The organism is Vibrio sp. UCD-FRSSP16_30 (assembly GCF_001676025.1).
In the GTDB taxonomy this organism is placed as follows: Bacteria; Pseudomonadota; Gammaproteobacteria; order Enterobacterales; family Vibrionaceae; genus Vibrio.
Genome location: NZ_LZFW01000013.1, coordinates 199,275 through 211,652, shown reverse-complemented (window position 1 = coordinate 211,652; position 12,378 = coordinate 199,275). Strand labels below are relative to the sequence as shown.

Annotated in this window: 10 protein-coding genes and 1 other RNA gene; 5 read left to right on the top strand and 6 right to left on the bottom strand. The window is 40.6% G+C overall.

Annotation, left to right across the window (positions count from 1 at the left end; genetic code table 11):
• The first annotated feature begins 26 nt into the window (after positions 1-26).
• The 3 genes from A9260_RS08155 to A9260_RS08145 all read left to right on the top strand — a co-directional run bounded on the left by A9260_RS08155 (position 27) and on the right by A9260_RS08145 (position 2,261).
• Complete coding sequence (locus A9260_RS08155) at positions 27-761, top strand: hypothetical protein (RefSeq protein WP_068697893.1); 735 nt, start codon at positions 27-29, stop codon at positions 759-761.
• 111 nt (positions 762-872) lie between these two features.
• Positions 873-969, top strand: an RNA gene (ffs, locus tag A9260_RS08150) — signal recognition particle sRNA small type.
• 524 nt (positions 970-1,493) lie between these two features.
• Positions 1,494-2,261, top strand: coding sequence for a hypothetical protein (locus tag A9260_RS08145; protein WP_231892552.1), 768 nt, complete (start codon positions 1,494-1,496; stop codon positions 2,259-2,261).
• 272 nt (positions 2,262-2,533) lie between these two features.
• Here the strand turns inward: A9260_RS08145 and A9260_RS08140 are convergent, their stop codons facing one another.
• The 4 genes from A9260_RS08140 to A9260_RS08125 all read right to left on the bottom strand — a co-directional run bounded on the left by A9260_RS08140 (position 2,534) and on the right by A9260_RS08125 (position 6,645).
• The gene (locus A9260_RS08140; RefSeq protein WP_068697889.1) at positions 2,534-3,157 is read right to left on the bottom strand and encodes an SGNH/GDSL hydrolase family protein; all 624 of its coding nucleotides are present in this window, start codon (positions 3,155-3,157) and stop codon (positions 2,534-2,536) included.
• An 83-nt stretch (positions 3,158-3,240) separates the two neighbouring features.
• Positions 3,241-3,750 carry an ankyrin repeat domain-containing protein gene (locus A9260_RS08135; RefSeq protein ID WP_068697887.1) on the bottom strand — a complete coding sequence of 170 codons (510 nt, stop codon included), beginning with the start codon at positions 3,748-3,750 and terminating at the stop codon, positions 3,241-3,243.
• A gap of 321 nt (positions 3,751-4,071) precedes the next feature.
• Complete coding sequence (locus A9260_RS08130) at positions 4,072-4,959, bottom strand: PA4780 family RIO1-like protein kinase (RefSeq protein ID WP_197485229.1); 888 nt, start codon at positions 4,957-4,959, stop codon at positions 4,072-4,074.
• 141 nt (positions 4,960-5,100) lie between these two features.
• Positions 5,101-6,645 (bottom strand): YiiX/YebB-like N1pC/P60 family cysteine hydrolase, encoded by a 1,545-nt coding sequence (locus A9260_RS08125; RefSeq protein WP_231892551.1) that lies wholly within the window; start codon positions 6,643-6,645, stop codon positions 5,101-5,103.
• 257 nt (positions 6,646-6,902) lie between these two features.
• On the opposite strand from A9260_RS08125, the gene A9260_RS16675 reads away from it, so the two are divergent.
• Positions 6,903-7,835, top strand: a complete 933-nt coding sequence (locus tag A9260_RS16675; RefSeq protein ID WP_197485228.1) for a metallophosphoesterase family protein — start codon at positions 6,903-6,905, stop codon at positions 7,833-7,835.
• 10 nt (positions 7,836-7,845) lie between these two features.
• Here A9260_RS16675 and A9260_RS08115 read toward each other — a convergent pair whose 3' ends face one another.
• Positions 7,846-8,544, bottom strand: a complete 699-nt coding sequence (locus tag A9260_RS08115) for a metal-dependent hydrolase (protein ID WP_068697885.1) — start codon at positions 8,542-8,544, stop codon at positions 7,846-7,848.
• A gap of 191 nt (positions 8,545-8,735) precedes the next feature.
• Between A9260_RS08115 and A9260_RS08110 the strand changes: the two genes are divergently transcribed.
• Positions 8,736-9,713 (top strand): transposase, encoded by a 978-nt coding sequence (locus A9260_RS08110; RefSeq protein WP_068697883.1) that lies wholly within the window; start codon positions 8,736-8,738, stop codon positions 9,711-9,713.
• A 350-nt stretch (positions 9,714-10,063) separates the two neighbouring features.
• On the opposite strand, the gene A9260_RS08105 is transcribed toward A9260_RS08110, so the two are convergent.
• Complete coding sequence (locus tag A9260_RS08105) at positions 10,064-12,322, bottom strand: nitric-oxide reductase large subunit (RefSeq protein ID WP_068697881.1); 2,259 nt, start codon at positions 12,320-12,322, stop codon at positions 10,064-10,066.
• Between the last annotated feature and the right edge of the window lie 56 nt (positions 12,323-12,378).

The window sequence follows — 12,378 nt, the reverse complement described above, 5'->3', positions numbered from 1 at the left end:
AAAACAACAATCGCAAGGAGGCGAATATGGTGTTTTCTGCTATTCAGTTCTTTACTACCACGTTGTTGGCTATCATCTGTGCACAATCAATTGAGGTGACTCAGGGTAATGTACCCGTGTTAGCGCTCGCAATTCCTGCACTTTGGATTATTTGTCGCTCTCGAGCATCAGGTCTATTTTTGTTAATAGGACTGTGCCTCTATGGATTCACATTATCCTACCAACCTAGTGCGCTCTCTGTCTCAACCTGGATACTGTTTCCGTTGTTAATGGTAGCATTTTCTAAGCGATGCACGAATGGTGCTCGTATCGGTGTATTCAGTTTCTTTCTGTTTCTACAATCGGGCATTATTTATTCGCAGATGGAAGGCATACTCAGTGGCGAACCCATTTTTACACTGTTGCAAATTTCTAGTGTCGCAATGATCTGGTTTGCAGCCGTTTCATGGAAAACATCCTCTAAGCACGGCTGGTGGGCATTATTACTGGTTTTGCCACTCATTGCCGCAGGCATGACTCACGCCGCGCTCATATCACTGACCATAGTGGGCATTATGCTTTCACTAGAAAGTATGTCCAAAACCAACGTTAAATTATTAAAACTGCAATGCTGGACACTACCCACCGCCGCATTCGCATCTCTAGTGGCAATGCCGTCCGGAAATGTACAAGGCATCGTATTGCTAGTATGGCTGCTTATCTTAGCGGCAATCTGGATGACTGATTACATCCTGCGCGTAAATGAAGAGGTAGGCGATTAAACTTTCAACGCTTAGCACTAAAGCAATAAAAAGCACTTGTATAAAAGCAGTGGATGATGAATAATCCAAGCACTTCTTTAGCAAAGCTAATTGTTAAAGATGCTCTATGGGGGTTGGTCCTCCCGCAACAATAGTTCGTGAACTCGGTCAGATCCGGAAGGAAGCAGCCGCAGCGAATGACTTGTGTGCCGGGATGTGGCTGGCCCCCACCCAACTTTCTTGTCGTTACTATCTATATCACATCTTATTGCTAAACCATTTCCCCTGTTATTAATCGTCTCAAAAGTTCAAGTAAATCAAATTCCTAGAATTGTTCCGTCTTAATGACAATTAACGGGTCAGCCATACTTTCTGTTCCCTTGGCTTAATCACATTCTTCTTTCAATTAATTTGATTTATGGTGGCATGTGAATGCGGGCATCAATGTTCTACCGAATATAAAGCGGTTCATCGATTGGCTTTTGATTACTCCTGCGCGTCCGCTAAACTACGATAGTTGCTGACGGAGACCCATTCTGTTTTTAAGCTTCAAAGATACATTCAATGGGACGGTTTCCCAACAATTCCCCTTACGAGATAAGCTTTATTTTTGCTGTCACCTAATGGCAATTTTTAGTCGTTCGACTCATCTATTATTGCCACATCGACACCATATGCTGCATCAATGAGGTTTTCATGTTTTCAAGAGCTCTAGTTTCTAGTCTACTTTTTTGCGCCGTTTCAAGGCCTGTCATGGCAGAAACTGACAATAAGCAACTTGCTGAAGAAGCGGCAAAGGAGCTTGCCAATCCGAATACTGCGTACGCCAGCTTAAATTTTAAACTTCAATACAATGGTGGCTACCGCGAGGGTGGGAGTAATATGACTACCGTATTCCAACCAACACTCCCATTCCCTTTGGATGGTGGTGATAAAATAATCTTTCGTCCTGCCATCTCGTATGTAGACAATGATTTTAATTCCGGTGGAAGTAAAATTGATTCATCGGGAATGTCTGACATTTCTTTTGATCTAGCATACGCACCTAAGTTGTCTGCTGGTCATATCGGTGCTGTTGGTTTAATCGTATCACTTCCAACAGGCAGTGATGAATTGAGTTCAGGTCAACTTGCGATTGGTCCTGAGCTTCTAGTTGGAAAAGTAACTAAAGATCGCGTTTTTGGAGCGTTTCCAAATCATCTAATCGGTGTTTCTGATGTATCGGATGGTGAAAGTAGGATCAATAAGACTTCTGCTCAAATTTTTTATGTTGAGCTACTTAAAGGAGGTTGGACCGTGGGTTCATCACCAACATTTACATATGATTGGGAAAAGGATCAAGCTGAGATACCGCTCAATATCACGGTTACGAAGACGACAGTGATAGCAGGAAGACCCTGGAAAATTGGTATTGAAGCAAACTACTACATAGAAAAAGATGAGAAAGTGCGACCAGACTTTATGATTGGTTTTAACATTACACCTGTCGTTGAAAATGGTTTAGCTAATTTCTTTAACTGATCAGATTTGAATTAAACCTTATCAAGCTTGGAGAGTGACAAAAGCGCACACGCTCTTACCTAATTGATGAGATTATAACGGTGCCAGTTAATTCCGCCTACTCACTTGATGTTTGCAAGCACAGTCATTGTAAGCATCACTGATTTTTTATTGATAAAAAATATATTTTACTTGGTTTCTGTCTCTGTTATTCGCCTCCTTAAATATCAAAAAGCCGTAAATATGAGCAGATACCTATCGCTTCTCTACGGCTTGCACATCCTTAGATACGATTAAGAGAGTAGTTCTGGCAGCAGTTCTGCTAACTTGTCAGCAAGTATTACATGCTGATCTGCATGCCAATGTACACCTTCTTTTTCGCACGGAGCAATTAATTCGGCGGCATCTAAAAAGTGACAGCCTAGCTCTTTTGCTCTTAATTGATAGAAATGTGCAAACTGCTTAGATTTTTCTTCAGCTCCAGCAAACCCTTCTTTATTTGGGTCGGATTCGTAGACGTGCGCAGGGGATATTAATAACACTTCTGGTGCTTTTGACATGTAGCTGTGCTTAAAGTTTTGTACAACTTGCACCAGTCGCGCTGCGCCTTTAGAGATATCACTTGCTGATACATGAAATCGAGTTTTAAGATCATTGGTTCCCAGCATAATGAGTACTAAATCTGGATGATGACTTTCCAAGCAAGGAAGAAGGTAGTCGAGTCCTTTTTTACCTGGCTCATAAGGGTCTTCTAGTACAGTCGTTCGACTATTTTGACCTTCCTCTATGATACGGTAGCGGTCGGCAAGGCGAGATTGTAGCAGCATTGTCCAACGTTCATTCTCGTTGTAGCGACGAAGTAAATCAGGGGAGTATCCCCAAGTATTTGAATCACCAAAACATAATATCTGTTTCATTTACTTTATTGCCTCGTATTTTGTTGTGAATAAGCGTTTGATTTTACGCATGACTTGCCAGCACCGACACTTACTTTAACCGATTATTTTTTCATTACTTTTTTTAGAACGAGCAAAAATGAGAGCTTAATAAACTTCGCTATGTTACTCAGTTTAGAAGATGATTTTTCATCAGGATAGTGAGCATTTAAATAGTCAATAATGACTGTTCTTTTGAACATAACGGCCCAATCTTTTACTGTCATATTACTTTTGTTTTTATACTCGGTACCTGCGCCATACGTGAGAAGAAGCTCAAATATGGGGAGGTTTCCTTTGAAGGCGGCGCTCATTAACAGGGTATTGCCTACGGAATCTGTGGAGTTTACATCTGCGCCGCAGCGAAGCAGTGCTTCACAAAAGTCTTGCTGCCCATTGTAGACCGCTAGCATCAATGCTGAGTAGCCTTTGTGGTTCTTGGCATCAAAATCAAACTCGGATTGAGAGGTTAAAATATTGGCTAGACCGCGCAAATCCCCTGTTCTGGCAAAATCAAAAATATCGGGTTCATCACGATAGGTTTTCTTGTAAGACTTCCACGTTTTTGCTGTCATTTCTTATACTACTTGGTTTGAAAAGGGATATTGAGATTGCGTCCCTGTAGGGCTAATTGGGCTTTATCTAAGGGTGATTTTATATGAGGTGGTTTGCTAGAAAGTTATGCTATAAATATGTATTTAACAGAGATTGGTATCATATAAATACTTTATATAACAAACAGATGAGCCCCAAGATCATATGCTGCATTATCACATAATACTAGGGGCGATTCGATAACCATGAGAATAAAAAGGTTATTTAACTTATGGCCCTATGTAAGGGGCCATTTCTTAGAAACAAATGTACAATGCAATCAATAAACAAAGCTGAAGAAATTAAGAGTCAGACCAATTAAATTTGCTTTCGTCTATACCTTCGTTCATTTCCTTAACACGCTCTCGGCGTTTTTGTTCTTCGATTCGGGCCGCGTCAATTTCTTCCATTATCGCGTTAAGGTCAGCGAGATCTTCAGTTTCTGTATACTCACCAGTCAATTTAGTATCGGGCTTTAAATCGCCTTTTTCATAGATAGACCAAATTTCTTTTGCGTATTCGGTATTTGCTAGCTCTGGTGCAAACTGAGCATAGTAGTCGCGGATATTGTTAATATCACGAGCTAACATCCATTCTGCATTGTTATTTGCCGCAGCATCTACCGCTTGTGGTAAATCGATGATAACAGGGCCATATTCATCAACAAGCACGTTAAATTCAGACAAGTCGCCATGAATTAAACCCACGCAGAGCATTTTAACCACGTATTCCATCATAACTTGATGATCTTCAATGGCTTGTTCGGCAGGCATTACCACGTCATTGAGTCTAGGCGCAACATAGCCGTCATCATCAGTGACCAGCTCCATAAGTAACACACCATCAAAGCAACCAAAAGGCTGGGGCACTCTGACTCCTGCGGCGGCAAGCTTATACAATGCGTCTACTTCAGCATTTTGCCAGATTTTTTCTTGTTGCTCTCGACCAAATCCAGAGCCTTTTTCCATCGCTCTAGCTCGGCGGCTATTACGTACTTTTCGGCCTTCTCGATATGCAGTGGCTTTTTTAAAACTGCGCTGGCTTATTTCCTTGTACACCTTGGCACAACGGATCGTCTCACCACAGCGTACTATATACACTGATGCTTCTTTGCCACTCATAAGTTGGCTTTGCACCTCGTCAACTAAACCATCGTCAACTAAAGGCTGTATTCTTTTAGGTATTTTCATAGCGCCTTTATACCTTAGTTAGCGTATTGATGAAATATCAAACAAAGGAATATAGGCTTACGGTCGAAAATTTTTCTTAAGTTGTTCAAATTGTGGTTGTGAATATCTAGCTGAAAGGACGTTTTAAGGATAGACGTATTTTTATTGCTCAGATTGAAGTACTTGATGCATCTTTGTTGATAGCTCTGATTCAACTTTGTTGCTGTTGATATAAAGTAGTTCAATATTGATATTTGAATTGTGCAGAGCTTGCTTTGCTATTGCATCGGGACTGATGGTGTAGCGTCCCATCACCTTGTCTGTTGACCAGTTAATGTCGTCATAGGCAATATAAACAAGCTGTGAACAGACGATTCTGTCTGTGGTTTCGATGTCGTAATTGAAGTCGTATTCTTTACCTATTTGGCGTAAAGAATCGATGATGACTTGTTGTTTACGCTCTTTGGTTTGGTTTTTAACTCGAATGAGGGCTAAATCATCAATATTCATAAAATGTTCAAGAGGACTGAGCTGCACCCCTGTGCGAAGTGCTTCTGCAACTAATCGACCCTCTTTGATCTGCTGGTGGTATTTACTGACGATAGGATGGTCCCAAATACCTAATGCCTTTAATTCTTGCTCATTTCCAATCCAGACGGCAGCGTGCCCCCAATAACCCGGAATGACCTTATCGGTAAGACGAAATGGCGTCTTCTCAAGAAGGATATCACCGGCTTGAAGGTGGGAGGTGACATTGGCTAGAACTTCTGGTGAGTCATATAAATACCCCGTTCTGGCTTCAAATAACCCGGTGACATTACCAAAGAAACTGCTGATGCCATTAATGGCTGAGCGGTTGAGTTCTTCTAAATCGTAAGTGACGTAATCTACATTGTTACTGAATCTCTTGGAGATGACATTGCTAAACTCCATTTCAGGAATGCGTTGAAATGTTGGGCTTTGTTCTATGTTGAGTTTGAGATACCACAGTCGTGGATATTGGGTTAGTAAGTCGTAGTGCTTGATATTTTGTTGATAGAACAGCACTTGTTCTTCTAGGCGTTTGATGTTGGCCAGATCTTGAATATTTTGAGTGTATAGAAAAAGAGAATTAGCCGGTTTTTTATATCCATCATCCCCTTGATTTAAAAAGCGACTTAGACGCTGATTTTCATGGGTGACACTGAAAACTTGCATATAAGTATCGTAAAGAGTCAGCGCGCTTGAGAGTTCTAACATGAAGCCGATAAAGGAAGAGTAATCTTGTTTTTCCGCTTTTAAGTTATCGTACCAACAGTAATTATCTTGTAATACGTCTTCATATTGATAAGCCAGATTAACGCTTGTGACTAGTTTTTTATTCAGTCTATTTAACAGTTTAGAAGGAATAGGATTGTCTTGGGAGTATTCGGTCTTTACCGACTCTAAGCCCATAAATACTTGTTCGCGATGAGATAACATCTGTTCATTTAGCCTGATGTAGTCTGTGACTGCTTTTTTAATAGCAGGGTTAGCTTTTATCTGCGCTGGGGAAAGATTTTTGTTCCAACTATAAGTAGGATCGGCGCAAAGAGGGTGCTCTTTAGCTTCCTTTACTGTGGCGTATTTTGACGAGGAGCAGCCGACACTGAGTATGACTAATAAAGTAATGCTGAGTCTGAAGATTATGCGTTTAGATAGCTGTAAATAACTCGTAAAACTAGACAAATTGAATATCGTTCCTTGTTTCGCCCGCTTTTTGCTTAATATCTCATTTGATATACAAGCTAAGGCCACTAGAGGTAATCCTTACCTCTGTATTGTCATAATGAAGCAGATAAAGACTAAGCTTATGACTGTAGGCTTATTTATCTGAATGATTAAAATTAGTGTAAAGATATGAGCTAACATTATCAATATGTTAACGGAGTTTATACGTGATTGTTTATGGTTACTTGCTACTGGATTAATGAATGGGAGTATCAATGAAAACGTCGCTTTTGCTTATGTGCTTGTTATCACAGGCTGTCTATTCTAAGAGTAATATTACGTTTGATGCACCTAAGGGAGCGGATACTACGGTACATTTTGCCGTTATTGGCGATCTGACTGGCGGTGAGCGTGCAGGTGTTTATGAAAATGCTGTTGATGCAATATCACTACTTAAACCGGAATTCATTCTGTCTATTGGTGATTTAATCGAAGGAGGCACCGAAGATCTTCCGACGATGAATTCACAATGGGATAGCTTTACCACTATTACTGCAAAAAGTGAGTTGCCATTTTATCCCGTGGTAGGTAATCACGACATTTCAAATATTCAGATGAGGCAATGGTGGGAATCCAATATTGGGCCACGCTATTACCACTTTCGTTATAAAGAAATGTTGTTTTTGATGCTAGATTCAGAGGACTTTACTGCTCATCGATTTAGTGAAATTAAAACACTGCGTAATGAAGCTGTAGAGCTGTATAAATCGAGAGGAAAAGAGGCTTTTTTAAACACAGAATATGCAAGTTTGAATGAACGGAAATATGGAAGAATTAGCCCGCAACAACTCGACTATTTTTTGAAAGTATTGAGCGATAATGAGGATGCCAGTTGGGTGTTTGTTTTAATGCATAAGCCATTGTGGAGTGATGATTCTTCAGGGTTTTCATTATTGGAGCCTGCTTTAAGTCAATTTGACTATACCGTTTTAAATGGTCATGAACATACTTATTACTATGAAGAAAAGCATGGTCGCGATCATATCCAACTTGGAACTACTGGCGGTGATTTTACACCTGCAGACCGAGGTGTTCATATGGATCATATCCTTTGGGTTTCTTTTGCTGATAAAGAACCTAGTTTTATCAACATTAGGCTCGATGGTTTAGTCGATAAATATGGTGAGGACATTTATCAGCAGAAGTAAGTGGTTGTTTTTAATATAAAGAAAAGTGACTCCAATCGCTCAATACCCTCAAGGTATCGGTTAGGCTAGGTGAATAAAAATATCCTACTAGACAGATCGCAATAAGGCATACGCTTAATAGAATATGGTTGTCAGGCAGTAGCTTTAATGCTGTGCCAAATGAGTTTTTTAGCTTAAAGCGTGGTAACTCAATACTATTAATTTCATCCATTAACAGGTGCAGTAGAAAGCCGATTATAAAGAAAAACCCTGTCAACCAGGCGGTGAGTGCCGGTTTGACGATGATATGCGCGGCTAAATAGAAGGTTAAATTGACCAATAATATCGTATTGGCTACCCCAAATATAATAGAGTGGCATGCGCCGCGGTGTGCGGTGATTTTCTTAAAAATACGCAGCAGTACTTGATGAAGAAAAAGGTAGATCCCCAGAGGGATGAGTAATAGGCGAAGTAGGGATGTTGGCGTATGCGCATCACCAATGACGTAGTGCATGGCGCCAAAGCAAAGGGCGATGGAGAGTGATCCGTAGATAACCTCAAGGGAGGTAGAATTATCAGAATCGATATCAGGATAAAGACTACCAATGGTGCCAACAAACCATAGCCACAAAGCGGTTTGAATTGTGATATCGCCTTTTGATAAAAGAGTGGCAGAAGCAATGCCAGTAACAGCAACGCCAGCTTTAAGGTGAGTAGCAAAGTTTGCCATCTATTTGTTCACTATCGATAATCCAGTCTCCCCGAAATATACATAACCCCATACAAAGTTGTGTAACAGGCAAGTAAGATAATTGTCATTTCCGCACTTCAAGCTTCTTTTAAAGTGGCCACCCATGTTAAATAGCACATTTTTTCACCATCAGCTAAACTAAGATGAGTTAACGATGCTGGAATAATATTATGCCACGCCCTCGCAGAACTCAGATAAGTATTGAAGATACCCCTTACTACCACTGTTGTAGCCGTGTTGTCCGCCGAGCATTTCTGTGTGGAGATGATCCGTACTCAGGTCGAAATTATGACCATAGGCGCAGTTGGATTGAGTCAATGCTGACCAAGCTTGAAGCTGTTTTTGCTATAAATTTAGCAGCCTTTGCCATTATGTCCAATCATCTACATGTCATATTGAGAGTGGATGTAGACACGGCAAATAATTGGAGTGATAGAGAGGTTGTTGAGCAATGGCATAAACTATTTAAAGGGGATCATTTAACTCAGAAGTTTGTGCGTGGTAATTCAATTGAAGCTTATGAGATTGCGAAATTAAAACACTCTATTGCGATTTACCGTAGCCGATTGTGTGATATCAGTTGGTTTATGCGCTGTCTTAATGAACCGATTGCAAGGCAAGCAAATCAAGAAGATAGCTGTACTGGTCGTTTCTGGGAGGGGCGTTTTAAGTCACAAGCATTATTGGACGATACTGCACTTTTGACATGTATGGCTTATATTGATTTAAACCCGATCAGAGCAAAGATGGCGAAAACCCCAGAGCAGTCAGATCATACTAGTATTCAACTTCGTATTCGAGCTGTATATAACAATGAGCAGCCTAAAACTCTTCTGCCTTTCATTGGGCATGAACGAGAAAATCAACCTAAAGGCATCGCCTTTTCACTTAAAGATTATTTGGAATTAGTTGATGATACTGGGCGTATTATTCGTGAGGATAAACGTGGGGTTATTAGTGAAGACAGTGCTAGGTTACTGACCACAATGAATATTTCTCATGATAATTGGCTCAAGCTTATTGTTGATTTTGGCAGACTATTTCACGGCCCCGTGGGTACGATTGAAGAATTGACTTGTTACTGTGAGCATTTAGAAAAACGCCGACGACATTTCTCTTCTTGTTGCCGGCACTTTAAAGTAGGTTAGCTCCTCCCTTTATAAACTGATTCACCTATTAATTCTTTCCATTTATTTTTGGCTGAACAAGCTTGTCTGAATTTTATGCATTTTTAATGAAACTGAGTAATTTCTTTGCTTATTGTTCTTCATTGTTCCTTTTTTTCTTCATAATCCGCAATAACTAAAATGGTGGTAGTGGTTTCCTGAATTGATGCTGTAAGAGCTTGTTTTATAATGGGTGGCTTAGTAAAAATGGTAAAAACTGATGGGGGGCTTAGTAAAAAAGAAAGAAGAGAGTATTTTAGATATGGAGAATGAAGAAGGGCATGTTAATTAGTATTAACATGCCCTTGGGGTTTTAGTGGTGAGTTTGTTGGTTAGCTTTCTACATTGTCATCGTGCTTGGTGCTTTTCAGCATGAGTCTTAGGACAAATAAAGCCATTAAACAGCCACCGATAATAAAGAGGACATCACCGACCATTCTTGCCCATACAAAGTTGGTTACCTCAGGGCTATGAATGACTTCGCTACTTCGTGCATACCAATATCCTTTTTCAAGTACCGCTTTAAATTGAATAAGACCAATTGGCAGTAGGGACATCAATAGCATTGCGGCTAAACCGATATTTAATGACCAGAATGAGTATTTCAATATACGGTCTGTAATACCGTCTAGGTCGAAGTGGTGACGTAGACAGATGAGCATTAAGCCAATACCTAACATGCCATATACGCCCATAAATGCCCCATGTGCGTGTGTAGCAGTGGTGTTTAATCCCTGAATAAAGTATAGCGAAATTGGTGGATTGATTAGGAATCCAAGAACACCTGCACCAAATAAATTCCAGAATGCTGATGCAACAAAGAACATGATGGCCCATTTGTAGCGCGCCATCCACGGAGCTCTATTTCGCATCGAGTAGGTTTCATAAGCTTCAAAACCAATCAATGTTAATGGTACTACTTCTAGGGCGGAGAATGTCGCACCCCAAGCAATGACTGAGGTTGGTGTTCCGGTGAAGTAGAGGTGATGTAGCGTTCCTAAAATACCACCTGTTAAAAATATAGCGGTAGTAAATAGGACGGCGAAACTTGCTGATTTACCTCGAATTAATCCTAATCGTACAAAAATTAACGCTAATATGGCTGTTGCAAAGGTCTCAAAGAACCCTTCAACCCAAAGGTGTACAACCCACCAGCGCCAGTACTCATTAATGGCTAGGTTTTCATGTTTACCTACCATAAATGCAGCAGCATAGAAGAAACCAATACACACAATTGAGATGTAAAGAAGTAAGAATATTGGTCTTTGTTCATCTTTGCGAGTCAATATTGGCTTAACTGCCATAGTGACTAGGAATACCCAAAGTAATAGGCCGATGAACAGTAATATTTGCCAGAATCTACCAAGGTCAACGTATTCTTGTCCTTGGTGACCGAAGTAAAAGTTTGTATCTAAATCAAAGAAGTTTTGTTGAATAGCAAGGTATTCGCCAGCCATTGAACCAACTACAACAATAAGCAGCGCAACCCAAAGTACGTTAATACCTAGTTTTTGGTAAGGTGCTTCGTATTTAGACAGTGCGGTTGCTACGAATAAGCCCGTACCAAGCCAGATAGTGGCAATCCAAAATACGGCAATTTGCGTATGCCAAGTTCGAGTAAGGGAATAAGGGAAAATCTCCGCAATTGGCAGACCATAAAACTCCTGTCCTTCAACACCGTAGTGGGCGGTTAAGCCTCCTAAGAATATTTGCACAACGAACAAAGCGATTGCGGTATAAAAGTATTTGTAGGTTGCTTTTTGCGATGGAAGAGCCCCTCGTTCCATTAATGGATCAGTCGCAGGCCCTACGATCTCTTCTTCTTTCAATGCTGCGTGATACCAAACCAATGCCGCTACCGCACCTAGTAGTAATACGATACTAATGACGGACCAAAACACGGAGTCGCCTGTGATTGTATTGCCAATACTTGGGTCATAGGGCCAATTATTAGTGTAGGTATACGTTTCTCCTGGGCGTTCAGTTACTGCAGCCCAAGCAGACCAAAAGACGAAAGCGGCAAAGGCCTCTCTTCTTTCTGCGTTAATTAAGGTGTTGTCTTTCATCGCATAGTCATTTCTTTCTTTAGCGGTTTCGGCACCATCACCAAATAAAGAAACGTAATAGTCAGTTAGCGATTGAATTGCTTTTGCTCGAGTGGGAGAGATGACAATGGTGTCACTGTCTGGATTGTACGTATTTTCACGGATTTCACGCTTATATTTGGATAACAACGCATCTTGCTGAACGATTGTCAGCGCATCAAACCCTGTTTGAAACTCGCTATTGGCTTGTAAATTCAGCCAAATACCTTGTTCTTTATGAATCCAATCAGCGGTCCAATCTGGAGCAATATATGCACCATGCCCCCAAATACTACCGAGTTGGTGTCCACCCATAGAACGCCAAGCCAATTGGCCTGTATCGAGGTCTTGGTAGGTTAAAATGACATTGCCTTGAGTATCCACAATTTGTTGCGGCATCGGAGGCGATTGCCTGTAAATATCTTTACCAACCAATAATAAAACAGTAAATGAAAACACACTGATACAGATAAGTGCGGAAAGGGCCCACTTGGTTCTTCGTTCCATGATTGAATCCTATGGCTAGATCATTATGTAACAGTAGACCAGTTTCATTAAAGTTC